The organism is Spirillospora sp. NPDC048824 (assembly GCF_043198455.1).
Lineage (GTDB): Bacteria > Actinomycetota > Actinomycetes > Streptosporangiales > Streptosporangiaceae > Spirillospora.
This window is the reverse complement of sequence record NZ_JBICUS010000003.1, coordinates 233,559-259,694: the sequence shown is the minus strand read 5'-3', so window position 1 is coordinate 259,694 and position 26,136 is coordinate 233,559. Positions and strand designations below refer to the sequence as shown.

Sequence of the window (26,136 nt, the reverse complement as noted above, 5' to 3'; positions counted from 1 at the left end):
GACACAGTCGAACACGCTGAGGAGTTGTCAACCAGCATGAGGGTTGTCCTGGCCGGCGGCGGCACCGCCGGACACATCGAGCCCGCTCTGGCTCTCGCCGACGCGCTGCGCCGCAACGACCCGAACACCGGGATCGTCTGCCTCGGCACCGAACGGGGCCTGGAGACCCGCCTCGTCCCGCAGCGTGGCTACGAACTCGCCCTGATCCCGCCGGTGCCGCTGCCGCGCACGCTGACCCCGCGGCTGCTGTCGGTCCCCGGCCGGCTGCGCGGGGCGATCAACGCGGCGGCGGCCGTCCTCGACCAGGCCCAGGCCGACATCCTGGTCGGTTTCGGCGGCTACGTCGCCACCCCCGGCTACCTGGCCGCGCGCAAGCGGAAGGTACCGATCATCGTCCACGAGGCCAACCCCAAGCCCGGCCTCGCCAACAAGCTCGGCGCCCGCTTCACCGAGCACGTCGCGGTGTCGCACGCCGACTCGCCGCTGCCGAACCCCACGTTCGTCGGCATCCCGCTCCGCCGCGAGATCGCCACCCTCGACCGCCTCGCCATGGGCGACAAGGCCCGCTCCTACTTCGGGCTGCTGCCCGACCTGCCCACCCTGCTGATCTTCGGCGGGTCGCAGGGCGCCCGGTCCCTCAACCAGGCCGCCGTCGCCTCGGCGCCCTACTTCCGGCAGGCGGGCATCCAGGTCCTGCACATCGTCGGGCCGAAGAACACCGAAGAGCCCGAGCCGGTGTCCGGCGGACCGCAGTACGTCACGATCCCGTACTGCGACCGGATGGACCTCGCCTACGCCGCCGCCGACATGGCCATGTGCCGCGCCGGCGCCATGACGTGCGCCGAACTGGCCGCGGTCGCGCTGCCCGCCGCGTACGTGCCGCTGCCGATCGGCAACGGCGAGCAGCGGCTGAACGCCGAGCCGATCGTCGAGGCCGGCGGCGGCCTGCTCGTCGACAACGCCGACCTGACCCCCGACTGGATCGCGCAGAACATGCTGCCGGTGCTGGCCGACCCGGCCCGCGTCGCGACCATGTCGGAGGCCGCCGGGCGGATGGGCCGGCGCGACGCCGACGTCGCGCTCGCCCAGATGGTGTACGACGTGGTCCGTTCGGCGGGCGCCGGCCGATGAGCCTGATCGATCCATGCGACGTCGTGCCCGCCGGCGAGCTCGGCCGGGTCCACTTCATCGCGATCGGGGGCGCCGGGATGTCCGGCATCGCCCGCATCATGCTGCGGCGCGGCCTCGCCGTGTCCGGCAGCGACGCCCGCGACTCCGAGCTGCTCACCCAGCTCGGCGACCTCGGCGCCAAGGTCTTCGTCGGGCACGACGCCGGGCACGTCGGCGACGCCGACACCGTGGTCGTCTCCACGGCGATCCGCGACACCAACCCGGAGCTGGTCGCCGCCCGCGAGCGCGGCCTGCGGGTCCTGCACCGCTCGGCCGCGCTCGCCTCGCTGATGGCCGGCCGCCGGGCGGTCGCGGTCGCCGGCACGCACGGCAAGACGACCACGACCTCGATGCTGACGGTCGCGCTCCAGCACGCCGGCGCCGACCCGTCCTACTGCATCGGCGGGCAGCTGGTCACCACCGGCCTCGGCGCCGACGAGGGCACCGGCGACGTGTTCGTGGCCGAGGCCGACGAGAGCGACGGCTCCTTCCTCATGTACACGCCGCACATCGCGGTCGTCACCAACGTCGAGGCCGACCACCTCGACAACTACGGCGGCTTCGCGATGGTGAAGGAGAACTTCGCCAGGTTCGTCGACCGCGTCGAGCCGGGCGGGACGCTCATCGTCGGCGCCGACGACCCGGTCGCGATGGAACTGACGGAACGGGCCCGGGCGCGGGGGCTGACCGTCCGGACGTACGGCGAGGCCGAAGGCGCCGACCTGCGGGTGGCCGGATTCACCCCGCGGGGCCTCGGCTCCCGGTTCGAGATCGGCGGGATCGGCGAGGTCGCGCTGGGCGTCCCCGGCCGGCACAACGCGCTCAACGCCGCCGCCGTGGTCGCGGTCGCGCAGGCCCTCGGCCTGGACGACGTGCCCGTCCGCGCGGGCCTCGCCGCGTTCGGCGGCGCGATGCGGCGGCTGGAGCGCAAGGGCGAGGCGGGCGGTGTCGAGGTGTTCGACAGCTACGCCCACCACCCGACCGAGCTGACCGCCGACCTGGACGCCACCCGTGACTACCTGGGGGAGAAGCAGGGCGGCCGGATCATCGCCGTCTTCCAGCCGCACCTGTACAGCCGCACCCGGTTCTTCGCCGCCGAGTTCGGCGCGGCGCTCGGCCTCGCCGACGTCGCCGTCGTCCTGGACGTGTACGGCGCCCGCGAGGACCCCGAGCCCGGTGTGACGGGCGCGCTGGTCGCCGACGCCGTCCCGGCCGGCACCGACGCCGTGTACGCGCCCGTCCGGGACGAGGTACCCGGCATCGCGGCCGCGCTCGCCCGGCCCGGCGACGTCGTCATCACCCTGGGCGCGGGGGACGTGACCCGGCTCGGCCCGCTCATCATGGAGCGCCTCGCCGGTTCGTGAAGGACCGGTTCGTGAAGGACACGCCGCCGCGCGGTCGGCGGCGGGCGGGCAGAACACTGCCAAGCTTGGGTCATGACCGAGGCGCGGACGGGCCGGCGGGCCGCTTTGGACGGCGGGCCGGGGGAGGAGCACGGCCGTCCGGGACGGTGGAAGGTCGTCTTCGTCACCCTGCTGGTGCTGGGAGCGCTGGGTGCGGTGACGTGGGTGCTGCTCGGCTCCCGTCTGCTGGTGGTGCGGTACGTCGAGGTGACCGGCGCCGAACTGGCCTCCCGCGACCGGATCGTCGCCGCCGCCGGAATCCACATCGGCAGGCCGATGGCGCGGCTGGCGACCGGCGAGATCCGGGAACGGGTCGAGCGGCTCCGGGAGGTCGAGTCCGCCGAGATCGAGCGGCACTGGCCGGGGACCGTCCGCATCGCGGTCCGCGAACGGGTGCCGGTGGCCGTCTTCGAACGCGACGGCCGCTACCACCGGATCGACCGGCACGGCGTCGTCGTGGCCGACGGGGAGGGCAGGCCGTCCGGGTTTCCGACGCTGACCGTCGCCTCGCCGGGCCCATCCGACAGGACGACCCTCGCGGCCCTCACCGTGCTCTCCGACCTGCCGGAACGTCTGAGGGAGAGGCTGCGCGAGGTGGCCGCGACCGGGCCCGAGGCGGTCACCCTGCACATGGCGGGCGGCCAGACGGTGGTGTGGGGCGCCGCAGAACGGGCAGAGCAGAAGATCCGTCTGCTGGACGCGTTGTGGCGCACGGCGGCGGGGCGGGCCGTCCGCACCGCCGACGTCAGCTCCCCCGAGGTGCTCAAGACGAAGTGAGCATCCGGGCGCACCGGCCGTCCGGGCGCTTCACGGGAAAGGCGTTTGCGGTGCCGTTCGGGTCCGGTGCGTGTGTCGCGGCGATTCCGGCGGTTCGATGGGGCACGCTTGAACGGTCGGCCGGAAGTACCGGCGGGCGCGGACGAATTGATTTCGGCGGTACCGACATCGCAGTGAAGGCGGACGACGGTGTGCACAGCCCGGGAACGGCCAGATCTCCTTTGCCGACCAGGGCGAACCCGCGGCCTTCGCGACACGCCGGTGGAGTTGGGGGGAGGTTAGTTGACCCTGGCGGTAAGGCCGCCCTACTGTCCGTATCAGTCCTCAGGTTGACATAACTGTAAGCCTCAAGTTGAGGGTGAGGGTTCTGGTGGACCGGCTTCCAAGGCCGGATCCCGCCGGGCTCGGCCCGCAAGTGCACACAGGTCAGGAACACCGCGGCGGCACGGTCTCAGACCGGGCAGGGCGGTCGGATAGAGCGGAAAGGCCCCTCGTCGTGGCAGCACCGCAGAACTACCTCGCGGTCATCAAGGTCGTCGGCATCGGCGGCGGCGGCGTCAACGCCGTCAACCGGATGATCGAAGAGGGACTCAAGGGCGTCGAGTTCATCGCGATCAACACGGACGCCCAGGCGCTGCTGATGAGTGACGCCGACGTGAAACTTGACGTGGGCCGCGAGCTCACCCGGGGCCTCGGCGCCGGAGCCAACCCCGACGTCGGCCGCAAGGCCGCCGAAGACCACCGTGAGGAGATCGAAGAGGTCCTCAAGGGCGCCGACATGGTGTTCGTCACCGCCGGAGAGGGCGGCGGCACGGGCACCGGCGGCGCGCCCGTGGTGGCCAACATCGCCCGCTCCCTCGGCGCGTTGACGATAGGAGTCGTCACGCGCCCCTTCAGCTTCGAGGGAAAGCGCCGCGCCATGCAGGCCGAGGCCGGCATCGAGACGCTGCGCGACGAGGTCGACACCCTCATCGTCATCCCCAACGACCGGCTGCTGTCGATCTCCGACCGGCAGGTCAGCGTGCTGGACGCGTTCAAGGCCGCAGACCAGGTGCTCTTGTCCGGTGTGCAGGGCATCACCGACCTGATCACCACGCCCGGCCTGATCAACCTCGACTTCGCCGACGTCAAGTCCGTCATGTCCGGCGCCGGCTCGGCGCTGATGGGCATCGGTTCCGCGCGCGGCGACGACCGCAGCGTCGCCGCGGCCGAGATGGCGATCTCCAGCCCGCTGCTGGAGGCCAGCATCGACGGCGCGCACGGCGTGCTGCTGTCCATCTCCGGCGGCTCCGACCTCGGCCTGTTCGAGATCAACGAGGCGGCGCAGCTGGTGTCCAACGCCGCCGCACCCGACGCCAACATCATCTTCGGCGCGGTCATCGACGACGCGCTCGGCGACGAGGTCCGGGTCACGGTGATCGCGGCGGGTTTTGACGAGGGCCGCCCTGCTAAGCCGGCCCCGGAACCCGAGACCAAGAGACTGCCCCCGCCGCCCCGTCCCGCGCCGCTGCCCGCGTCCGCGGCGCCCGCCGCGCCCGCCAACCCGATCCCGAGCAGGGTCGGGCGATCGGAGCAGCCGGCGAGCGCCCAGCAGTCCGCGCCGCAGCAGTCGGTGGCGCAGGCGGCCGCGGCGCCGCAGACCGCGGGTCACGCGTCCGCCGCACCGCAGCGCTCCGACACCGACCGGGCCCAGACGCCCGCACAGGGACAGGACGACCGCGCCGCCGGACGCGGCGGATCGGGCGAGCACGCCCGGCCCGACGGCACCGCCTCCCCGCAGCCCGGCCCGCCCGCCGACCGGGACGCGGGCGCGTCCGGCGGAGAGCCCGGCGGCTCGCGTGCCCCCGCGCCCCGCCCGGCGTCCGAGCAGACCCCTTCCCGCGTGCACGCGGGGGAGAGCGACGGCGGCCCCGCCTCCTCCGGGCAGCGCCGCCGTCCCGTGGTGTTCGACGAGGACGACGACCTCGACGTCCCCGACTTCCTGAAGTGATCACCACCGTCGCCCTGGGCGACGGCGTCGGCGCCGCCTTCACCGGCCGTGCCGGCGGCGTGAGCACCGCCCCCTACGACTCCCTCAACCTCGGTGGCGCGGCCGGCGACGACTCCGCCGCCGTCCTGGACAACCGGCGGCGCGCCGCCGCCCGCCTCGGCGTCGACCCCGGACGCACCGTCTTCATGCGGCAGGTGCACGGCGCCGGCGTCGCGTTCGTCACGTCCCCCGATGTTCCCGGCCCGGTCGACGCGGTCGTCACGACCGTCCCCGGCCTCGCCCTCGCCGTCCTGGTCGCCGACTGCGCGCCCGTCCTGCTGGCCGACCCCGTCGCCGGGATCGTCGGCGCCGCCCACTCCGGCCGCCCCGGGACCGCCGCCGGAGTCGTCCCCGCGCTGGTGAAGTCGATGTGCGAGCGGGGCGCCGACCCCGCGAGGATGACGGCCGCGATCGGCCCCGCCGCGTGCGGCCGCTGCTACGAGGTCCCCGAGACGATGCGCGACGAGGTCGCCGCCGTCGTGCCCGCCGCGTACTCCACCACGTCGAAGGGCACCCCGGGCCTCGACATCCGCGCCGGCATCGTCGAGCAGCTCGCCGCCGGCGGCGTCACCGGCGTCCGCGTCGACCACCGCTGCACCATCGAGGATTCCGGGCTCTTCTCCTACCGCCGCGACGGCCGCACCGGCCGCTTCGCCGGATACGTCTGGCTCAAGGGCGACGCGTGACCGGGGAGCGCCGGGCCGAACTGGCCGAAAGCATCGCCGGGGTGCGCGCGCGCATCGCCGCCGCCTGCGCCGCCGCCGGCCGGGACGAGGACGAGATCACGTTGATCGCGGTGACCAAGACGTTCCCCGCGTCCGATGTGCGGCTGCTGGCCGGACTCGGCCTCACCGACGTCGGCGAGAACCGCGACCAGGAGGCCCGCCCGAAGGCCGCCGACTGCGCCGACCTCCCTCTCACCTGGCACTTCGTCGGCCGTCTGCAGACCAACAAGGCCCGCGCCGTCGCCGGGTACGCCGATGTCGTCCACTCGGTGGACAGGCCCCGCCTCGTCTCGGCGCTGTCGGACGCCGCAGTCCGCGCCGGCCGCACCCTGCGCTGCCTCGTCCAGGTCTCCTTGGACGAGGCGGAGGGGCGCGGCGGCGCATCACCCGCGGACGTTCCCGCGCTCGCCGACGTGATCGCCGAGGCCGGCGGCCTGGAGTTCGGCGGCGTGATGGCCGTCGCGCCGCTCGGCGCCGACCCGGCTCCCGCCTTCACGCGGCTGGCCGGGATCGCCGAAAGTGTCCGCCGGAACCATCCGGGCGCCCGGATCGTCTCTGCGGGTATGAGCGGCGATCTGGAACAGGCGATCGCGTGCGGCGCGACACACCTGCGGGTCGGTACGGCGTTGCTCGGCGGCCGACGGGCAATCGTCAGGTAATGTCCCCCCAGTGGTACCTGCCGGAACGCGGGCCGCCACAACGGATCAGTCCACGGCGGCCCCGGACGCGCCCGGAGCCGCGGCCACAGGACACGGAGGGGCGTATGGCCAGCGCGATGCGCAAGATGGCGGTCTACCTCGGCCTTGTGGAGGACGATCGCTACGACGACAAGTACGGCGACTACGACGAGTACGAGATCTACGACGAGGAGACCGACTCCGGGCAGGGCCGCCGTCGCGAGGACGAATCCGGCGGTCAGCTTACCCGAGCCGACGAGGCCGCGGACCGCGAACGCGACCATCACTCCACGTCGACCATAGAGCGGCGCTCCGTGGCGCTGTACGAGTCCGGTACCACCGACCTCGCTCGTATCACTACGCTGCATCCAAGGACCTACAACGAGGCGAGGACCATCGGCGAGCACTTCCGGGAGGGCACACCGGTCATCATGAATCTGACCGAGATGGTCGACAGCGACGCCAAGCGTCTGGTCGACTTCGCGGCGGGTCTCGTGTTCGGCCTGCACGGGAGCATCGAGCGTGTTACGAACAAGGTGTTCCTCCTGTCGCCCGCCAACGTGGAGGTGACGGCCGAGGACAAGGCCCGGATGGCTGAACGAGGTTTCTTCAACCAGAGCTGAGATCCACATGCGAGAGAACCCGTGAACATCGTTGGAACCGTCCTGCAGGCGGTGCTCTACTTCTTCCTCCTGTTCCTGATCGGGAGGTTGATCCTGGAGATCCTGCAGTCGTTCGCCCGGCAGTGGAAGCCGACCGGGGTCGTACTGGTGATCGCCGAGGCGACCTACACCGTCACCGATCCGCCCCTGAAATTCCTCAGACGCTTCATCCCGCCCATTCGACTGGGTAACGTTGCGCTGGATCTCAGCTTCACCGTCCTCATCCTTGTGGTCTGGATCCTGATCATCATCGTCGGCTCCGCGTTCGGCGGAGGTTAGGTCGATCGGATACCGTCCTTCGGGACAGACTCCAAGCGCGCCAAGGAGACGAGACATGCCGCTGACACCCGCGGATGTGCGGAACAAGCAGTTCAGTACCACCAGGCTGAGGCCGGGGTACGACGAGGAGGAGGTGGACGCCTTCCTCGACGAGGTCGAGGCCGAGCTCGACCGCCTCATCCAGGAGAACGAGGAGTTGCGGGCCAAGCTCGCCGAGTGCCTGCGCGGCAAGGTTCCCGCCATGGCGGCCCCCATCGTGGAGCCCAAGCCGGACGTCCAGAAGATCCCGGAGCCGCCCCGGCCCGAGCCGCAGCCGCAGCCCGAGCCGGAGCCGGTCCTCGGCGGTCTCGGCATGTCCGCCGCGCCCACCGGCGAGGACAACATGGACACCGCCGCCCGCGTGCTCGCGCTGGCGCAGCAGACCGCCGACCAGGCGATCGCCGACGCCCGCCGCGAGGCCGACGAGACGCTCGGCCGCGCCCGCCGCGAGGCCGAGGAGATCCTCGGCAAGGCCCGCCGGCAGGCCGACCAGATCGTCAGCGAGGCCCGCTCCCGCGCCGAGGCCCTCGACCGCGACGCCCAGGAGCGGCACCGCCAGGTCATGGGCTCGCTCGTGCAGCAGCGCGAGGAGCTCGAGCGCGAGGTCGACAACCTGCGCGCGTTCGAGCGCGAGTACCGCAGCAGGCTGAAGGTGTACCTGGAGGGCCAGCTGCGCGACCTGGAGGCGGGCAGCACCGAGACCGGCGCGTTCGCCGCCGTCCCGGGCGCGGCCCCCGCGCAGCCGCAGCAGAACGTTCCCCAGGGCGGTCCGCAGACGGGCCCGCAGAACACCCTGCAGCACAATGACAACCGCAACGGCGCCCCTGGCGGCTCCGGACCGGCGCCGGGCCAGTTCCCGCCGCCCGCCGAGCACACCCAGCAGGTGCAGCACTCCGCGACCGGGGCGTTCCACGCCGGCGGTGACAACCCGCCGCACGAACGGCGCTGAGGCGGGCATCGCGGGCGATAGTGTCTTCCCGATCGCCGCGCCGAGGATGGCACCGCAGCCCTCCCGGCGGCGCGGGGAGTCCGGCCGGTGCCGGCCGCCGGGGAGCCGAGCGGCCTGAACGAGGGAGAGAGACCCTGTGATCATCCTGAGCGGCGTTCTCGTGGTGGTGGCGATCGCCCTGCTGGTAGCGGGAATCGTCGCCGGCAACGGAGACAGCGCCGAGGTGTTCAACCTGGACGCCCTGTTCGTGATCTATATTTCGATCGCGGTCAGCATCGTCTCGGCACTGTGCCTGGCCATCGGGGTGTTCCTGCGCCGCAAGGAGCTCTTCGGCGCGGGGGTCTCACCGACGGCCGCCCGCAGGAGCAAGAAGCCCAAGAAGGACAAGCGCAAGAAGGCCGCCCCCGCCCCCGCCCCCGCAGCCGGCGCCATGGGCGTACCGGCGGCCAAGGCCCCGGTGGCGGACCCGGCCGACGACGAGGTGGAGATCCCCGCCCCGCCGGCCGACGTCCCCCAGGACGCGCTGGTGTTCGTCGTCCGCGGCCGCAAGCGCTACCACCTCGACACCTGCCGGCAACTCGCCGGGCGTGAGACCGAAGAGCTCACCTACGCCGAGGCCAAGGAGGAGGGGTTCAGCCCCTGTACCGCATGCATGCCCGACACCGCACTGGCGGCGCGCGCCGCGGCGTCGGGACCCGTGTCACCCGGCACGGGCAAGGCGGCAGGGGACGTGCCCGTACCTCCGAAGCCCGGCATGGAGCGCTCTGAGGGCGGCCTGGCCGGTCTCGCCAAGCCGGCGCCCTCGCCGGCTTCCGCGCCCACCTCGTTCGACAAGACGGCGGAGATCCCGCGGGCGGACCGGTCGGCCGAGCCGGAGCGCCCGGCGCCCGGGCCCGCGGGCCCGACCCTCACCGACATGCCGGTGGCGAGCCTCTTCGCCCGCGAAGAGCCCGCCAAGGCCGCGGAGAAGGCCGAGGCCGCCGAGCCGGAGCCGGAGGGTCACTCCGCCGGCGAACGGCCCGCTGAGGCCGAATCCGCGCCAGCTGACACCACCGTCGGCGTGGGCGCCGCATCCGCCGCCGAGCCGGACGCCGACACCGCCGTCCCGGAGGCCGCGGCTCCGAAGCCCCGCGGCGCCGACGACGACGACGCCCCGCCGCAGCCGGCCGGGGAGCCCGAACCCGAGCCGGCCGCCGAGGCCCCGCAGGACGAGCCCGGCGACGGCGGTCCGCAGGTCCGCATCCTGAGCGGCACCAAGCGCTACCACCGCACCGACTGCGCCCTCATCGAGGACATCGGCGACGAGGCCGACGACCTGGAGGCGCTGTCCCGCGCCGAGGCCAAGTCCCGCGGCTGCACGCCCTGCCTCGTCTGCCAGCCCGACCGCGAGCACGCCCGGGACTGATACCGCCCGGGGCGGCTCAGCGGTCGCGGCGGCGCTCGCGGATCTCCGCGCGCCGCTCCTGGTGCAGCCGGTGGGCCTCCCCGTGCCGGTCCCGGCGACGGCCCTTGCCGCCCACCTCCCGGCGGGTGACGGACACGCCGCCGAACAGCACCAGGCCGGTCAGCCGGATGACGGGCGCGTCCGGGTCCGTCGTGTCGTCGTCCGGCAGGTCGTTGCCGCCGAAGATCGCGACATTGGACCCGACGACCCGGACCCCGGGCGGCACGATCAGGTTCACGCCGCCGAACACGCAGGTGACGTTGACGGTCACCTCGCTGCGGCTGAGGACTGCCTGCCGGAAGTCCATGTCCACGCCGCCGAACACGCACGACACGTTGGTGGTCGGCTCGACCAGCCAGCGGCCCTTCCGCTCCGCCCCACCGAAGATCGCCACCAGGTTCGGCGACTGAGGCGCCGGCGGGGCGGGCACCTGCTCGTCCTTGCGCAGATCGACCCTCGGTCCCTGCGCCGGCGGCAGGTCGCTGAGGACCGGCTCGAGTTCGGCGTACGTCTTGGCCTTGTAGACCGCGTCGATCCGCTCCGCGTGCTCCTCCGGCGTGATGCGCCCTTCGGCCAGCGCTTCGCGCAGACGGTCGGCGACCTGATCACGATCGGCGTCCGACGCGCGCATGCCGGCGGCGGGGGGCCGCGCCGGAGGTTCGGAAGGCTGCTCGGGAAGATTCACCCTCCAATCATTGCAGCGTTGCCCAAGGGGGACGACCCCCCGCGGGCCGGGCGGCCTTCGGGCGCGGAGCGCCTTCCGGCCACCCGGCCCGCGGAGCGCGTGGTCGGGATTCCTACTCGGCGGCCTTGCGGAGGTAGTGGGTGAGGCCCAGTTCCTCGTCCCGGGTCGCCGGGAGGCCGTCGGGGCGGCCTTCGGTGACCGTGGTCGCGAGGACCTCGGCGGCGATCTCGCCGGTGTGGGCGCGCAGCGCCTCGGCCAGGTCGGTGCCGGTGGCCTCCCACCACAGGTCGATGCGGTCGGTGACGTCCAGGCCGGCGGCCTTGCGGGCCTCCTGGACGAGGCGGACGGCCTCGCGGACCAGGCCGGCGCGGCGCAGTTCGGGCGTGACCGTGAGGTCGAGCGCGACGGTCTCGCCGGCGGCGCTCTCCACCGCCCAGCCGGTGCGCGGCCGCTCGGTGACGATCACGTCGTCCGCGGAGAGCGGCACCGTGCCGAGTCCCTCGACCTCGACTCCGGCGGTGCCGTCGCGGACGGTGCCCACGAGGGCCGCCGGATCGGCGGACGTGATCGCCTTGGCGACCTTCGGGGTGTCCTTGGCGTAGCGCTTGCCGAGTTCGCGGAAGTTGGGCTTCACCTCGTACTCGACCAGGTCGCCGCCGATCGAGGAGAGCTCCTCGAAGCCGAGGACGTTCAGCTCCTCGGAGATCTGCGCGCGGAGCTGGGCGGGCAGCGCGGACCAGCCCGCGGCGCCGACCAGGGCACGGCCGAGGGGCTGGCGGGTCCGGACGCCGCTGGCGGCGCGGGCGGAGCGGCCGAGCTCGACCAGCCGGCGGACGAGCGCCATCTGCGCGGTCAGTTCCTCGTCCACGAGGTCCTCGTCGACGGCCGGCCAGTCGGCGAGATGCACCGACTCGGGGCCGCCGGCGGGGCGGATGACGTCCCAGACGTGGTCGGTGATGAAGGGGACCATCGGCGCCATCAGGCGGGTGAGGGTCTCCAGGCACTCGTAGAGGGTCGCGAAGGCCGACGAGCCGTCGGGGGTCTCGGGCCCCTCCCAGAAGCGCCGGCGGGAGCGGCGCACGTACCAGTTGGACAGGTCGTCGACGAACTGGGCCAGGTGGCGTCCGGCGCGGGCGGTGTCGAAGTCCTCCAGGGCGGCGTCGACCTCGCGGACGGTGCGGTGCAGCCCGGCGAGCGCCCAGCGGTCCAGGAGGGGGCGGTCGGCCGGGGCGGGCGCCTCGCCCAGGCGGTCGGGCGTCCACGCGCGGCCCTGCGCCTGTGCCGCGTTGGCGTACAGGACGAAGAAGGACGCGGTGTTCCAGTAGGTGAGGAGGACCTTGCGGACTATCTCCTCCAGGGCGCCGTGGCCGACGCGGCGGGACGCCCAGGGCAGGCCGCTGGCGGCCATGAACCAGCGCACCGCGTCGGCGCCGTGCTCGTCCATCAGCGGGATGGGCCGCAGCACGTTGCCGAGGTGCTTGCTCATCTTGCGGCCGTCCTCGGCGAGGATCAGCCCCAGGCACACGACGTTCTCGTAGGACGAGCGGTCGAAGACCAGCGTCCCGACGGCCATGAGGGAGTAGAACCAGCCGCGGGTCTGGTCCTGGGCCTCGCAGATGTACTGCGCGGGGTAGGAGTTCTCGAAGACCTCGTCGTTGCGGTGGGGGGCGCCCCACTGCGCGAACGGCATGGAGCCGGAGTCGTACCAGGCGTCGATGACGTCGGGGACGCGGCGCGCCTCCGCCCCGCACCGGTCCGAGTCCGCGTCTCCGGCGCGGGCGGGGCAGGGGAACGTCACGTCGTCGACGTAGGGGCGGTGCGGGTCCAGTGCGGACATGTCGCTTCCGGCGAGTTCGCCCAGTTCCTTGAGCGACCCGACGCAGGTGACGTGGTTCTCGTCCTCGCCGCAGACCCACAGGGGGAGCGGCGTGCCCCAGTAGCGGCTGCGGGACAGCGACCAGTCGACGTTGTTGCGCAGCCACTCCCCGTACCGGCCGTGCTTGACCGTTTCGGGGTACCAGTTGGTCTTCTCGTTCTCCTCCAGCAGCCGGTCCTTGATCTGGGTGGTGCGGATGTACCAGGCGGGGAGCGCGTAGTAGAGCAGCGGCGTGTGGCAGCGCCAGCAGTGCGGGTAGCTGTGTTCGAAGTGCCCGCCGCGGAACAGCAGCCCGCGCGCGCGCAGGTCATCGGTGAGGGGCTCGTCGGCGTCTTTGAAGAACTTGTCTCCGACCAGCGGCACCTCGCGCAGGAAGCGCCCGTCCGGCCCGATGGGGTTGACGATCGGCATCCCGTAGCGCTTGCAGACGATCATGTCGTCGCCGCCGAACGCGGGGGCCTGGTGGACGAGGCCGGTGCCGTCCTCGACGGTGACGTAGTCGCCCAGGACGACGTAGTGCGCGTCCGGGATGTCGACCAGGTCGAACGGCCGCCGGTAGGCGGTGCGCTCCAGTTCGGCGCCCTGGTACGCGGCGAGTCGTTCGGCGCCTTCGCCGAGGACCTGGTCGAGAAGGGGCTCGGCCACGACGAGGACCTCGTCGGAGCCCGCGGGCCGGGCGGCGACGTAGGTGACGTCGGGGTGGACGGCCACGGCGGTGTTGGACACCAGCGTCCACGGCGTCGTCGTCCAGATGAGCAGCGCGGCGCCCATCTCGGCGAGCGGACCGGACGTGGCGGGCATCCGCACGTACACCGACGGGCTGGACACCTCCTCGTACGCGCCGGGCTGGCCCAGCTCATGGTCGGACAGTCCCGTCCCGCAGCGCGGGCAGTACGGCGTGATGCGGAAGTCGCGGAACAGCAGGCCCTTGTCGAACACCTGCTTCAGGGACCACCAGACCGCTTCGACGTACTCGGGGTCCATCGTGCGGTACGCCTGGTCGGTGTTGACCCAGTAGCCCATGCGCTCGGTCATCTCTTCGAACGCGTCCACATGGCGCAGGACCGATTCGCGGCAGCGGTCGTTGAACTCCGCGACGCCGTACTCCTCGATGTCCTTCTTGCCGGTGAGGCCGAGTTCCTTCTCCACGGCGACCTCGACGGGCAGCCCGTGGCAGTCCCAGCCCGCCTTGCGGGGGACGTGGTAGCCCTTCATCGTCTTGAAGCGCGGGAAGACGTCCTTGAACACGCGCGCCTCGACGTGGTGGACGCCCGGCATGCCGTTGGCGGTCGGCGGGCCCTCGTAGAACACCCATCGGGGGCCGGACGCGGTGCGTTCCAGCGACCGCTCGAAAATCTTGCTCTCCCGCCAGCGGCGCAGCATGTCCCGCTCCAGGGCGGGCAGATCGACCTGCGCTGGCAGCGGCCGAAAACCTCGGCTCACGATGGCGGACCTCCGGATCGACGTGACCACGTTGACCGGAGGGACGAGGCGTGCCCGGTCCGACCGAGCGGGGCCCCGCGGTACCACCCTCCTTGACCCTGCCACCGGGCGCCCCGGCGGCACGATCCGCTTCGTTCGAGTCTCGGCTGCCGGGTCTACTGGGCCCGCGGACGGACGTCCGGGACGGTTCCTCCGGCGGCTCCGGGGTGATCAGACCGCCGGGCTCGCCCCCGGGCTCGCACCGTCCCCGGGTCGCTCATGGCTGCGTGCGGCGGCAGGTGTCCCCATCAGCGCCTGCCGATACGACTGCTCGTCCAGACTCTAACGCACGCGGGACGCGCCCTCTTCCCGTTTTCCCGCCGGGCGGCCGCCGGGGGGGCGGGTTCCGTTCCTTTGCGATCTCGTGCGGCGACCTGGGGTTTCCAGGCGATCGACGACGGGGCATAAGGCGTCGGTAACGCAGCCGAGGTCGTTTGCCGCGTCCGAGAAAGGGGACTTATGCTGCCCGCACTGCCCGTCGAGGCGATCAGCGCGAGGGGGGCCGATATGGCCGGCGCGAAGAGGGGCACCAAGCCCGACGAGACGCTGCCCGATGAGAAGCCGTCTCCGGAGAGGCCGGCCCCGGAGAAGTCGCCCGCCGGCAAGAAGCGCCGGGGCACGAGGCGGTCCCCGGCCGCGAAACCGGGCGGGGCGGCGTCCGGACGCGTCTCCGCCAAGCCCGGGAAGGCGGGCGGGAACGGCGCCGCGGCGGTGGACGGCCTGTCCCCGGCGAAGGCGGCGGAGCTGCCGGTCCGCGAGGGGGAGCACCAGTGGACGCCCGGTGAGCTCGCCGAGGTGCGGGCCGGCCTGCAGGAGCAGATCGAGGCGCTGCGCGGCGAGATCGCCGCGTCGGCGAGCCAGATCGCCGAGGGCGACAGCAGCGACGGCGCCGGCGACGACCAGGCCGACGCGGGCGCCAAGACCTACGAGCGCGAACACGAGCTCGCGCTGTCCTACAATTCTCAGGACCTGCTCGCCCAGATCGAGCGGGCCGTCCAGCGGATGGACGGCGGCACGTACGGAATCTGCGAGTCCTGCACCAGGCCGATCGGCAAGGCGCGGCTCCAGGTCTTCCCGCGTGCGACCCTGTGTGTGACATGCAAACAACGCGAGGAACGTCGCTGAGCGACTCAACGAACCCAGAGGGCGGGGCCGGGGAATCCACGGGATCTCCTCGGCCGCGCCGCGTCGGCGTGCTGATCGCCGTGGCGCTGACCGCGCTCACCGCCGACATCGTGTCCAAGATCATCGTGGTGGCGGCGCTGCAGGACCGCGAGCCGATCCGGCTGCTCGGCGGGCTGCTGACCCTGCGCGAGACCCGCAACAGCGGCGCCGCCTTCTCCATCGGCACCGGCTACACGATCGTCTTCACCCTGATCGCCATCGGTGTGGTGGTCGCGATCCTGCGCACCGCCCGCAACCTTCGGAGCCTGCCCTGGGCGATCTGCCTGGGCCTGCTGCTCGGCGGCGCGGTCGGCAACCTCATCGACCGGCTGCTGCGGGCCCCGGCGCCGCTGAAGGGCCATGTCGTCGACTGGATCCAGGTACCGAACTTCCCGGTGTTCAACCTGGCCGACTCGTCGATCGTCTGCGGCGGCGTCCTGGCCGTCCTGCTGGCGGCGCGCGGGCTCCAGATCGACGGGACGCGCCTGCCCGGCAAACACGAGGGCGACGCCGGGGAGCCCGGGCCCCCGGATCCCCGCGAGCCCGAGCCCGAGCCCGAGCCCGGCGGCGAGGCCGAGTCCGTACACGAGCCCGTGCACGAGCCCGAGCCCGTGCACGAGCCCGAGAGGCCCGCGTCAGACGGCGCCACCGCCGCGGCGCCGGAGGAGAAGGCCTGATGGGCGAGGTGCGCAGCCTCCATGTCCCGGACGGGCTGGAGGGGGAGCGGGTCGACGCGGCGCTGGCGCGGCTGTTCGGGCTGTCGCGGGGCAGCGCCGCCGACATGATCGCCGCCGGGGACGTCCTGCTGGACGGCGCCGAGGTGGCCACCAAGTCCGAGCGGCTGCACGCGGGCGCCTGGCTGGAGGTCACGCTCCCGCCGCCGCCCGCACCGCCCGCGCCGGTCGCCGAGCCCGTCCCCGGCATGGCCGTCCTGTACGAGGACGACGACATCGTCGTGGTGAACAAGCCGGTCGGCGTCGCCGCGCACCCGACCACCGGCTGGACGGGCCCGACCGTCCTCGGCGGGCTGCTGGGGGCCGGGCACACGATCGCGACCAGCGGCGCGTCCGAGCGGCAGGGCATCGTGCACCGCCTGGACGCCAACACCACGGGCGCGATGGCCGTGGCCAAGAGCGAGGTCGCGTACTCGCGGCTGAAACGCGCGTTCAAGGAACGCCGTGTCGACAAGCGTTACCAGGCGCTCGTGCAAGGCCACCCGGACCCGTTCCGCGGGACGGTCGACGCGCCCATCGACCGGCATCCGTCGGGCGACGGCCGGTTCGCGGTCGTGGGGGGCGGCAAGCCGTCGGTGACGCACTACGACACCGTCGAGGCGTTCCGGGCGGCCACGCTGCTCGACATCGACCTGGAGACGGGCCGGACACACCAGATCCGGGTGCACATGGCCGCGATCCGCCATCCCTGCGTGGGCGACATGGCGTACGGCGCGGACCCGACCCTGGCGGCGCGTCTCGGCCTGAAACGGCAGTGGCTGCACGCCGCCCGGCTGGGCTTCGAGCACCCCACGACCGGTGAGCGGGTGGAGTTCGAGAGCCCGTACCCGGACGACCTGGCCCGCGCCCTGGAGATCGTCGAAGCGGAGTCCTGAGCGGTCAGAGGCCGAGCAGGCGCAGCCCGGCGGCGACGCCGGCGGCCACGATCAGGACCACCAGGAACGGGAGCCGCAGCAGGAGCGCGGCGACGGCCGCGCCCAGGCCCGCCATGCGGGCGGCGTCGAACTCCAGGGCCTTGCCGTCGGCGAGCGCCTGCACGGCGATCAGCGCGGTCAGCAGCGCCACGGGGACGAGTTCGGTGAACCGGCGCACCCGGGGGCCGTCCAGGACCCGCTGCGGCGTGAGGAGCCCGGCGAGCTTGAGCGCGTAGCAGCCGAGCCCGGTGGCGACCACCGCGATCCACACGTTCACGTCGTCTCCGTCCGCCTGATCAGGGCGGGCAGCGCGGCGGCGGCGGCCAGCATGACCGGCACGCCGGGCGGCAGCAGCGGAGTCGTGGCGAGCGCGATCGCCGCGGCGGCCACCGCGACCCGCACCTCCCGCCGTCCCGCGGAGAGCCTGGGCCACAGCAGCGCCAGGAACGCCGCGGGCCCGAGGACGTCCAGGCCGACGACCTCGGGGTCGCCCAGCCGTGCCGCACCCGCCGCGCCCAGGAGCGTGGTGGTGTTCCAGGCCAGGTAGAGGCTGATCGCCGTGGTGTAGAACCCGGCGCGGGCGGCCGCCCGTCCGCGCTGCGCGGTCGCGACGGCGGTGGTCTCGTCGATGATGACGTGCGCGGTGAGCAGGCGGCGCCCGCCCCGGACGCCGAGCATGTCCGCGAGCCGCATCCCGTACAGGGCGTTGCGGCCGCCGAGCAGCACCGCGCCGAGCGACCCGGCGACCAGCCCGCCGCCCCCGCCGATCACTCCTGCCAGCGCGAACTGGGACGCCCCGGTGAACGCGAGCAGGCTCAGCACGCACGCCTGCGCGACGGTGAGTCCCGCCGTGACCGCCGCCGCCCCGAACGCGAGCCCGGACACGCCGACGGCGATGCCCACGCCCAGCCCGTCCCGCACGGCGGCCTTCCGGGCCTCGTCGTCCGGTGCGGCCTCCCCGGCGCCGGCCCTGGTCTCGGTAACGCTCATGCCGCCGACGGTAGGACCCCGCCCGCCGCGCGTTCTTGAACGTTCTTGCGGCCGCGTCAAGACGGCCGCCGGGCTTCGGCGGCGTCGAGCCCGGCCTCGATGACCGCGTTCATGATGCGGGTGAGCCGGTCCGGGCCGAGGGACGGGGCACGCGCCGCCATCGCCTCGACGATCCGCCGCTCACGGCCGGCATCGCGTCCGGCGAAGCCGCCGACCGGCTTGAGCCGCTGGACGGCGGCGGCGACCGCGGCGCGGTGTTCCAGCAGCGTGGCGAGGGCGGCGTCGAGGCCGTCGATCGCGACCCTGGCCTCGCCGAGCGTGGTGACGGCCGCCGCGGACGGCAGCGGAACGCGCAGCTCCGGGACGCCCGGCTCCGGGGTGCGGGGCACTCCGGACGGGCCGCACGCCGGGCAGGCCGCGTCGTGCTCGGCGGGATCGATGACCTGGTCGTGCATTCGGGGCTCCCTCTCGTGCGGCGGCCGTCCGCGCAAGGGGGAGTCCGTGCCCGGGGCCGCTTCCGATCAACAGAAAAGGCAGAGCCCTGGACGGGCTCCGCCTTGGCCGGCTCCGGGGTCGTCGCTCAGGTCACGGCGACCGGCTCACCCGGAGCCGGCTGCGTAAACCTGGGATGGCGACGACGTTCCACGATTCCGATGGTATGCGGCGGCGGCGCCCGCGCGTCAAACCCTGGACAGATCGTCTCGCCCGCTGAGACGAATACCATGTCCGATATGGGGGCAGAGGTCGCACACCACTACCGGCATCCGGCACTGCCCGAGGTCGACCTGCTGCGGGCCCGCTTCGTGACGCACCGGTTCAACCGGCACACCCACGACGGCTACGTGTTCGGCGTGATCGACGCGGGCGTGGAGGAGTTCGAGCACGGCAGCGGCGTCGAGCGCGCCGGGGCCGGCTCGCTCGTGGTCGTCAATCCCGGCGTCGTCCACGGCGGCCACGCGGGCACACCGGACGGCTGGGCGTACCGCGTGATGTACCCGCCGGTCGGCGTCGTGGCCGAGATGGCCGCCGATCTGGGCGCGCGGCCCGGTACGCCCGCGTTCGCCGGACCCGTCCTGGACGACCCGGCCGCCGCCGGCCTGCTGCGCGCCGTGCACCGGGCGGGGGAGAAGGGGGACGCGCTGGCGGCGTCCACCCTGCTGAGGACGGCCCTGGCCGGCCTGCTGACCCGGCACGCGCGCGTCCGGCCGGACGGCACGTCCACCGGAATGCCGGCCGCCGTCCGCGAGGCCCGCGACATCCTGCACGCGAACCTCGTCGGCCCGCCGTCGCTGGAGCGGCTGGCCGAGGCGGTCGGGGTCCGCCCGTTCGCGCTGCTGCGGGCCTTCCGCGACACCGTCGGCCTGCCGCCGCACGCCTACCTCAACCAGGTGCGGGTGCGAAGGGCGCGGGCCCTGCTGGACGAGGGGCTGCCTCCGGCCGACGTCGCGGCGGGCACGGGATTCGCCGACCAGGCCCATCTGACCCGCCACTTCAAGCGCACTTTCGGTGTTCCCCCGGGCGCCTACCGTAGTGCCCGCGGGATTGGGCGCGTCGGCGCGCGGGGGCCCCGCGAAGCGGGTTAGGCTCTCAGCACCGCGTCGTCCCGGTGCCCCGGCCGGGTCGGCGATCTTCCCCCGGGACCGATCACGCACACGTGCCGGCGAGGCACGTGCGCGGTCGCATGCGACGAGCAGGAGGCGCAGCAGGCATGCCGGATTCTTTCGTTCACCTGCATGTTCATACGGAGTACTCCATGCTCGACGGAGCCGCTCGCCTGAACCAGATGTTCGAAGAGGTCGGCCGGCAGGAGATGCCCGCGATCGCCATGACCGACCACGGCAACATGCACGGCGCGTATGAGTTCCACAAGCACGCCATGGCCGCGGGGGTCACTCCCATCATCGGTTGCCTTCTGGCCGGCCAGGAGATCCTCACCGCCGAGGGCATCAAGCACGTGGAGGACGTCCGGGAAGGCGATCTGGTTCTCACCCACCGTGGTCGTTTCCGGCGTGTGCTGCGGACCATGCGGCGGCCTTACTCCGGCAGGGCGTACACGATCGAGCTGGCGTGCAGGTACGGCCGTACTCTGACCCTCACCGAAGAGCATCCGGTCCTGGTCCGTACACCGGACGGCCTGGTGGACTGGAAGAAACCCGGGGACATCACATCCGGCCGCCGTACCGCCGGAGGCGGCGTACATGCGTGGAACTCATGGGCCTGCCTTCCCAAGCTCGCCGGTGAACAGCAGATCTTCGACATCCTGTCGGTGCTGCCCGCCGACTTCACCGAAGGCCCGGCCGGTGGTGTCGAGCGCTCGTACCCGGCGGGCCACCGGGCGAAAAAGTCCTGGCCGGCGCTGCCCGGCCGGATCCCGCTGGACCGGGACTTCGGCTACCTGCTCGGCCTCTACGCGGCGGAGGGGCACCTGCAGAGCCGGGATGGCGAACTGACCGGCGGGATCGGCATCACGCTCAATCAGGCTGAGCGGGAACTCGCCGATCGCTGGCGCCGTCTGCTCCGGCGCTTTGAGATTCCGACCCAGACGTACCACCGTCCGGAGAAGGGCTCTCAGGAGATCAATGCCTGCTGCGTCCCGCTGGCCTTGGTCTTGAACGAGCTGGTCGGTCGGGGAGCTCGCGGCAAACGGGTGCCTCAGTGCGTGCTCAGTGGGCCGGCCGAGGTCCGGGAGGGCTTCCTCGAAGGATTTCTCGACGGTGACGGTCGCTCCCCGCGACCGGCTTCCAACACCGTCGGCCGCAGGGACCTCAAGGTCGCCTCACGGTCGCTGGCCTGGGGCATGCGCGCACTCCTGGCCGACAGAGGGCATTGGAGCACCGTGTCCAGCGGCACGGAGAAGGGCGACTTCCCCCAGGGCAGGAGTGACCGGGACTACCGCTGGTACCAGGTCTCCTATCACCCCGAGCGTGTGTACGCGCGCACTCTTGAGGATGACGAGTACCTGTACCGGCCGATCCGGCATGTGGAATCGATCGAGCTCGAGTGCGAGGTCTTCAACTTCGAGGTGGAGGAGGACAATTCCTACGTCTCGGACTTCATCCTGCACAACTGCGAGGCCTACATGGCCCCGGAGTCGCGGTTCCACAAGAAGAAGGTCCAGTGGGGGGAACCGAGCCAGAAGCGGGACGACGTCTCCGGCGGCGGGCTGATCAACCACAAGACGCTGTGGGCGCGGAACAGGACGGGCCTGCACAACCTGTTCAAGCTGTCCAGCCGCGCCTACACCGAGGGTTTCGTCTTCAAGTACGCCCGCATGGACGAGGAGCTGCTCGCCGAGCACGCGGACGGCCTGATGGCGACCACGGGCTGCCCGTCCGGCAAGGTCCAGACCCGGCTGAGGCTCGGCCAGTTCGACGAGGCGCTCAAGGCCGCGGCGACGTTCCAGGACATCCTCGGCAAGGACAACTACTTCCTGGAACTCATGGACCACGGCCTCGACATCGAGAGGCAGGTCCGGCAGGGCCTGATCGACATCGGCAAGAAACTGGGCATCCCGCCGGTGGTCACCAACGACTCGCACTACACGCACGAGTCGGAGGCCACCGCGCACGACGCGCTGCTGTGCGTCCAGGTCGGCAAGCAGCTCGCCGATCCGGACCGGTTCCGCTTCAACGGCAGCGGCTACTACATCAAGACGGCCGACGAGATGCGCGCCATCGACTCGTCCGACATCTGGGCCGAGGGCTGCCGGAACACGCTCATGGTCGCCGAGCGGGTCGACCCGGCGGGCATGTTCGAGTACCAGGACCTCAGCCCCCGCTTTCCGGTCCCCGAGGGCGAGACGGAGGAGAGCTGGTTCCGCAAGGAGGTCTGGAAGGGCCTGGAGCGACGCTTCCCCGACGGCCTGCCGGACGGGTACCGGGAGCAGGCCGAGTACGAGATGGGCGTCATTCTCGGCAAGGGCTACCCGTCCTACTTCCTCGTCGTCGCCGACTTCATCAACTGGGCCAAGGAGAACGGCATCCTGGTCGGCCCGGGGCGGGGCAGCGCCGCCGGTTCGCTGATCGCGTACGCGATGGGCATCACCGACCTCGACCCGATCCCGCACGGGCTGATCTTCGAGCGGTTCCTGAATCCCGAGCGCGCGTCCATGCCCGACATCGACATCGACTTCCCTGAAGACCGGCGCGCCGAGGTCATCAGGTACACGACGGAGAAGTGGGGTGCGGACAAGGTCTCGTTCATCGCCACGTTCGGCACCATCAAGGCGAAGGCCGCCATCAAGGACGCGGGCCGCGTCCTCGGCTTCCCGTACGCGCTCGGCGACCGGATCTCCAAGGCGTTCCCGCCCGCCGTGATGGGCAAGGACATCCCGCTGTCGGGCATCTTCGACGACAAGCACCCCCGCTACGGCGAGGCCGGCGAGCTGCGCAAGCTGTACGAGGAAGAGACCGACGTCAAGCAGATCATGGATCTGGCGCAGGGCCTGGAGGGGCTGATCCGGCAGACCGGCGTGCACGCGGCCGGGGTCATCATGTCCGGTGAGTCGATCACCGACCACATCCCGATCATGCGCAGGGACGCCGACGGCGCCATCATCACGCAGTTCGACTACCCGACCTGCGAGACGCTCGGCCTGCTGAAGATGGACTTCCTGGGCCTGCGGAACCTGACGATCATCGACGACGCGCTCAAGGGGATCAAGAAGAACAAGGGCGTCGACGTCGACCTGCTCGACCTCCCGCTGGACGACCAGCCGACCTATGACCTGCTCGCGCGCGGCGACACCCTGGGCGTGTTCCAGTTCGACGGCGGCCCGATGCGCTCGCTGCTGCGGCTGATGAAGCCGGACAACTTCGAGGACATCTCCGCCGTCGGCGCCCTGTACCGGCCGGGCCCGATGGGGGCGAACTCCCACACCAACTACGCGCTGCGCAAGAACGGCCAGCAGGAGATCACGCCGATCCATCCGGAGCTGGAGGAGCCGCTCAGGGAGATCCTCGACACGACCTACGGCCTGATCGTCTATCAGGAGCAGGTCATGGCGATCGCGCAGAAGGTGGCGGGCTACACGCTCGGCAAAGCGGACCTGCTCCGCCGCGTCATGGGCAAGAAGAAGAAGGCGGAGCTGGACGCCCAGTTCGTCGGCTTCGAGCAGGGCATGGTCGACAACGGCTTCTCCAAGCAGGCCGTCAAGACCCTGTGGGACATCCTCGTCCCCTTCTCCGACTACGCGTTCAACAAGGCGCACTCCGCCGCGTACGGGCTCGTCTCCTACTGGACGGCCTACCTCAAGGCGAACTATCCGGCCGAGTACATGGCGGGCCTGCTCACGTCCGTCGGCGACGACAAGGACAAGAGCGCCCTCTACCTGAGCGAGTGCCGCCGGATGGGCCTGAAGGTCCTGCCGCCGGACGTCAACACCTCCGAGGCCGACTTCACCCCGCTCGGCGACACCGAGATCCGCTTCGGGCTGTCGGCCGTCCGCAACGTCGGCCACAACGTGGTGGACGGGATCGTCGCGGCCCGCAAGGAGAAGGGCGCCTACGCCGACTTCAACGACTTCCTCAACAAGGTCCCGCCGATCGTCTGCAACAAGCGGGTCGTGGAGTCGCTGATCAAGGCGGGCGCGTTCGACGAGCTGGGCCACGAGCGCAAGGCGCTGCTGATGGTGCACGAGCAGGCCATCGACTCCGTCATCGACATCAAGCGCAAGGAGGCCGTCGGCCAGGACTCCCTCTTCGGGGCGCTGGAGGACGACGGCGGCGACGACGCGTTCGCCGTCACGATCCCCGAGGGCGAGGAGTGGGACAAGACGACCCTCCTGGCGTTCGAGCGGGAGATGCTCGGCCTGTACGTGTCCGACCATCCGCTCCTCGGCGTCGAGCACATCCTGGAGCGCGAGGCCGACTGCACGATCGCGGTCCTGAACGGGGGCGAGCGCCCGGACGGCCAGATCGTGGTCGTGGCCGGCCTGCTGTCCGGTCTCCAGCGCAAGGTCACCAAGCAGGGCAACTCGTGGGCGATGTTCCAGCTGGAGGACCTCGGCGGGTCTATCGAGGTGCTGTGCTTCCCGTCGTCCTACCAGCTGTGCTCCACCCTGCTGGCCGAGGACGCGATCCTGATCGTCAAGGGGAAGCTGGACCGCCGCGAGGACGTCGCCAAGATCATCGCGATGGAGGTGGCCCAGCCGGACCTGTCGGTCACCGACGCGACCGGCCCGCTCTCGGTCACGCTGCCGCTCGGCCGCTGCACGCCGCCGACGGTGTCGCGGCTGAAAGAGGTGCTGATCACCCATCCGGGAACCGCGGAGGTGCACCTGCACCTGCAGAACGGGCCGCGTACCACGGTCGTCCGGCTGGACGACAGGCTGCGCGTGGCGCCGTCCCCGGCGCTGATGGGCGACCTGAAGCAGCTCCTCGGCCCGTCCTGCCTGGGCTGATCCGCGTCAGGCGCCCAGGAGGGCGCGGGTCGCGGGGATCACCTCGCGGGTCCAGCGGAGGAGCTGGGTCTCGTCGGCGGTCTCGGGCCAGTAGACGAACGTGTCGAACCCGGTGTCGGTGGCGAGACCGGCGAGGACGCGGGCCCACCCGGCGGCGTCGGTGCGGATCGGTTCCTCGCCCTTGAGCCGGACGGTGCCGGGCGAGTCCGTGACGTCGCCGACGAGCTGGGCGATGCGGGTGATGGCGGACGGGTCGCGGCCGGCGTCCTCGGCGGCGCGGGTGATGACGTCCTGGGATTCGCGCCACTTCTCGTACGGGAGGTAGTGCGGGATCGGCGCGGCCCACCCGTCGCCGAGGCGTCCGGTGAGCGCGAGCGCCTTGGGGCCGACGCTGCCGATCCAGATGCCGATCGGGTGCGCCGGGGCGGGGCCCGCGTGGAGGCCCTTCACCGTGTAGTGCTCTCCGGTGATCTTGACGGTCTCGCCGGGCCGCCACATGGCGCGGATGATCTCGATGGCCTCCTCCAGCGCCCGCAGCGCCTGCCCGGCCGTGCGGTGCGGGCCGCCCATCGCGGTGATCGCGGGCCAGAACGCGCCGGCGCCGAGCGCGAGCTCGAACCGCCCGCCGCTGAGCAGGTCGAGCGTGGCGGCCTGCTTGGCGAGGACGGCGGGTCCCCGCAGCGGCAGGCTCGCCACGTCCGGGAACACCCGCAGCCGCTCGGTCTCGGCGAGGACGGCCGCCATCAGCGTGACCGTGTCGGCGAGGCCGGCGGCGTAGGGGTGGTCCTGCACGCCGAGCAGGTCGAGGCCGTCGGCGTCGGCGAGCCGGGCGAGGGCGCGGACATCGCCGAGTCCGGAGGCGGACGGGTTGAGCTGGATGCCGAATCGGTAGGTCATGGGCCGACGCTACCGAGGCCGGCGCCGGGGCCGAATCAGTAACGCTACCGGGTCAGGTGCCGAGTGGGACGGGGCTCAGTTCGGCCTCCCACTTGACGAAGCGGCCGAGGCCGTCGAACCGGGCGCGGGCCGTGCCGCCGCCGGGGAGGAGCACCTCGGTCAGGACGTCGCTCTGCCGGAACGGGACGCGGTGGTGGGACAGGAACCCGGCGAGCGTCAGCCGCGGCTCGTGCGGGAACAGGCCCGCCGCGTTGGCCAGCAGCCGGGGGAGCGGGACCGGGTCCCACCGGGCGGGCGGCGCCTGCGGGTCGTCGACGTGCAGGTAGGCCGAGCCGCCGTCGTAGCCGGCGCCGATGTACCCGCCGCCGCCGAGGACGCCGCCGGCGGCCATCGCGATCAGCTCGCCGCCGTGCCCGGCCGGCCCCTCGTACCAGGACAGGTCGACCTCGGGGGTGGTGAACTCGGGGATGCCGAGCCGCTCGCCGAGCGTCCGGATGACCAGCGTCGGGACGACGGCGGGGTGCGCGTCGCCGAACTGCGGGTTCGCCCATCCCCACAGCCAGGTGCGCTCGCGGGCGGCGTAGCTGCCGAGGAGCGAGACCCGGACGGCGACCCCGCCGCTGGCATAGGTGCGGGCGGTCAGGTCGGCGCTCCAGTCCTCGCGCGGCAGGAACTCGGCGAGCGTCTCCTGCTGCTGCAGGACGACGGCCGCCAGCGCGGCGCCGAGGCGTTCGAACGCGGGACTGAATCCGGACATGTCGGGCACATTATCCCAGTAGTCGAGGCGATCGGGGGCCGGAATCGGGCAGGCTAGGCTTTCGCTGTCAGAGGACTCACACT

Annotated in this window: 22 protein-coding genes; 15 read left to right on the top strand and 7 right to left on the bottom strand. The window is 72.2% G+C overall.

The genetic code is table 11. The annotated features are described in order from the left end of the window. The first annotated feature begins 36 nt into the window (after window positions 1-36). The 10 genes from murG to ACGFIS_RS07570 all read left to right on the top strand — a co-directional run bounded on the left by murG (window position 37) and on the right by ACGFIS_RS07570 (window position 10,115). A complete protein-coding gene (murG, locus tag ACGFIS_RS07615) occupies window positions 37-1,131 on the top strand; it encodes an undecaprenyldiphospho-muramoylpentapeptide beta-N-acetylglucosaminyltransferase (RefSeq protein ID WP_392909179.1) in 1,095 nt (364 codons plus the stop codon). Then, a complete protein-coding gene (gene murC / locus ACGFIS_RS07610; RefSeq protein WP_392909177.1) occupies window positions 1,128-2,534 on the top strand; it encodes a UDP-N-acetylmuramate--L-alanine ligase in 1,407 nt (468 codons plus the stop codon). The genes murG and murC overlap by 4 nt, the downstream gene beginning before the upstream one ends. A 72-nt stretch (window positions 2,535-2,606) precedes the next feature. Next, window positions 2,607-3,350 carry a cell division protein FtsQ/DivIB gene (locus ACGFIS_RS07605; RefSeq protein WP_392909175.1) on the top strand — a complete coding sequence of 248 codons (744 nt, stop codon included), beginning with the start codon at window positions 2,607-2,609 and terminating at the stop codon, window positions 3,348-3,350. Window positions 3,351-3,846: 496 nt separating this feature from the next. Further along, window positions 3,847-5,340, top strand: coding sequence for a cell division protein FtsZ (ftsZ, locus tag ACGFIS_RS07600; RefSeq protein WP_392909173.1), 1,494 nt, complete (start codon window positions 3,847-3,849; stop codon window positions 5,338-5,340). Then, window positions 5,337-6,065, top strand: a complete 729-nt coding sequence (gene pgeF, locus ACGFIS_RS07595) for a peptidoglycan editing factor PgeF (protein WP_392909171.1) — start codon at window positions 5,337-5,339, stop codon at window positions 6,063-6,065. Before ftsZ ends, pgeF begins: the two co-directional genes overlap by 4 nt. Next, window positions 6,062-6,763 (top strand): YggS family pyridoxal phosphate-dependent enzyme, encoded by a 702-nt coding sequence (locus ACGFIS_RS07590; protein ID WP_392909169.1) that lies wholly within the window; start codon window positions 6,062-6,064, stop codon window positions 6,761-6,763. Before pgeF ends, ACGFIS_RS07590 begins: the two co-directional genes overlap by 4 nt. A gap of 104 nt (window positions 6,764-6,867) precedes the next feature. Then, window positions 6,868-7,404 carry a cell division protein SepF gene (locus ACGFIS_RS07585; RefSeq protein ID WP_392909167.1) on the top strand — a complete coding sequence of 179 codons (537 nt, stop codon included), beginning with the start codon at window positions 6,868-6,870 and terminating at the stop codon, window positions 7,402-7,404. Window positions 7,405-7,425: 21 nt separating this feature from the next. After that, window positions 7,426-7,722, top strand: coding sequence for a YggT family protein (locus ACGFIS_RS07580; RefSeq protein ID WP_392909165.1), 297 nt, complete (start codon window positions 7,426-7,428; stop codon window positions 7,720-7,722). A gap of 55 nt (window positions 7,723-7,777) precedes the next feature. Then, the gene (locus ACGFIS_RS07575; RefSeq protein WP_392909163.1) at window positions 7,778-8,710 is read left to right on the top strand and encodes a DivIVA domain-containing protein; all 933 of its coding nucleotides are present in this window, start codon (window positions 7,778-7,780) and stop codon (window positions 8,708-8,710) included. 136 nt (window positions 8,711-8,846) lie between these two features. Beyond that, the gene (locus ACGFIS_RS07570; protein WP_392909161.1) at window positions 8,847-10,115 is read left to right on the top strand and encodes a hypothetical protein; all 1,269 of its coding nucleotides are present in this window, start codon (window positions 8,847-8,849) and stop codon (window positions 10,113-10,115) included. Between the two features lie 16 nt (window positions 10,116-10,131). On the opposite strand, the gene ACGFIS_RS07565 is transcribed toward ACGFIS_RS07570, so the two are convergent. Next, window positions 10,132-10,785, bottom strand: a complete 654-nt coding sequence (locus ACGFIS_RS07565) for a DUF1707 domain-containing protein (protein ID WP_392909273.1) — start codon at window positions 10,783-10,785, stop codon at window positions 10,132-10,134. A 166-nt stretch (window positions 10,786-10,951) separates the two neighbouring features. Continuing rightward, the gene (gene ileS, locus ACGFIS_RS07560) at window positions 10,952-14,158 is read right to left on the bottom strand and encodes an isoleucine--tRNA ligase (protein ID WP_392909159.1); all 3,207 of its coding nucleotides are present in this window, start codon (window positions 14,156-14,158) and stop codon (window positions 10,952-10,954) included. Window positions 14,159-14,917: 759 nt separating this feature from the next. Here ileS and ACGFIS_RS07555 point away from each other — a divergent pair. The 3 genes from ACGFIS_RS07555 to ACGFIS_RS07545 all read left to right on the top strand — a co-directional run bounded on the left by ACGFIS_RS07555 (window position 14,918) and on the right by ACGFIS_RS07545 (window position 16,970). Continuing rightward, on the top strand, window positions 14,918-15,322 hold the full coding sequence (locus tag ACGFIS_RS07555; RefSeq protein ID WP_392909271.1) for a TraR/DksA family transcriptional regulator: 405 nt from the start codon (window positions 14,918-14,920) through the stop codon (window positions 15,320-15,322). Between the two features lie 68 nt (window positions 15,323-15,390). Then, window positions 15,391-16,038, top strand: coding sequence for a signal peptidase II (gene lspA / locus ACGFIS_RS07550; protein ID WP_392909157.1), 648 nt, complete (start codon window positions 15,391-15,393; stop codon window positions 16,036-16,038). Next, a complete protein-coding gene (locus ACGFIS_RS07545; protein WP_392909155.1) occupies window positions 16,038-16,970 on the top strand; it encodes an RluA family pseudouridine synthase in 933 nt (310 codons plus the stop codon). Before lspA ends, ACGFIS_RS07545 begins: the two co-directional genes overlap by 1 nt. A gap of 4 nt (window positions 16,971-16,974) precedes the next feature. Here the strand turns inward: ACGFIS_RS07545 and ACGFIS_RS07540 are convergent, their stop codons facing one another. From ACGFIS_RS07540 to ACGFIS_RS07530, 3 genes are read right to left on the bottom strand one after another with little or no spacing between them, the layout of a single operon-like run. Beyond that, on the bottom strand, window positions 16,975-17,286 hold the full coding sequence (locus ACGFIS_RS07540) for an AzlD domain-containing protein (protein ID WP_392909153.1): 312 nt from the start codon (window positions 17,284-17,286) through the stop codon (window positions 16,975-16,977). Further along, on the bottom strand, window positions 17,283-17,999 hold the full coding sequence (locus tag ACGFIS_RS07535) for an AzlC family ABC transporter permease (protein ID WP_392909151.1): 717 nt from the start codon (window positions 17,997-17,999) through the stop codon (window positions 17,283-17,285). The genes ACGFIS_RS07540 and ACGFIS_RS07535 overlap by 4 nt, the downstream gene beginning before the upstream one ends. A gap of 56 nt (window positions 18,000-18,055) precedes the next feature. Beyond that, window positions 18,056-18,454 (bottom strand): chorismate mutase, encoded by a 399-nt coding sequence (locus ACGFIS_RS07530; protein WP_392909149.1) that lies wholly within the window; start codon window positions 18,452-18,454, stop codon window positions 18,056-18,058. A 276-nt stretch (window positions 18,455-18,730) separates the two neighbouring features. Between ACGFIS_RS07530 and ACGFIS_RS07525 the strand changes: the two genes are divergently transcribed. Next, window positions 18,731-19,582, top strand: coding sequence for an AraC family transcriptional regulator (locus tag ACGFIS_RS07525; RefSeq protein WP_392909147.1), 852 nt, complete (start codon window positions 18,731-18,733; stop codon window positions 19,580-19,582). A 125-nt stretch (window positions 19,583-19,707) separates the two neighbouring features. Further along, window positions 19,708-24,399, top strand: a complete 4,692-nt coding sequence (gene dnaE / locus ACGFIS_RS07520) for a DNA polymerase III subunit alpha (protein ID WP_392909145.1) — start codon at window positions 19,708-19,710, stop codon at window positions 24,397-24,399. A gap of 6 nt (window positions 24,400-24,405) precedes the next feature. On the opposite strand, the gene ACGFIS_RS07515 is transcribed toward dnaE, so the two are convergent. Together ACGFIS_RS07515 and ACGFIS_RS07510 are read right to left on the bottom strand one after the other, a co-directional pair. Next, window positions 24,406-25,296 (bottom strand): LLM class flavin-dependent oxidoreductase, encoded by an 891-nt coding sequence (locus tag ACGFIS_RS07515; protein WP_392909143.1) that lies wholly within the window; start codon window positions 25,294-25,296, stop codon window positions 24,406-24,408. Window positions 25,297-25,348: 52 nt separating this feature from the next. Continuing rightward, window positions 25,349-26,053: a DUF6882 domain-containing protein gene (locus tag ACGFIS_RS07510; protein ID WP_392909141.1), complete on the bottom strand. Its 705-nt coding sequence runs from the start codon at window positions 26,051-26,053 to the stop codon at window positions 25,349-25,351. Between the last annotated feature and the right edge of the window lie 83 nt (window positions 26,054-26,136).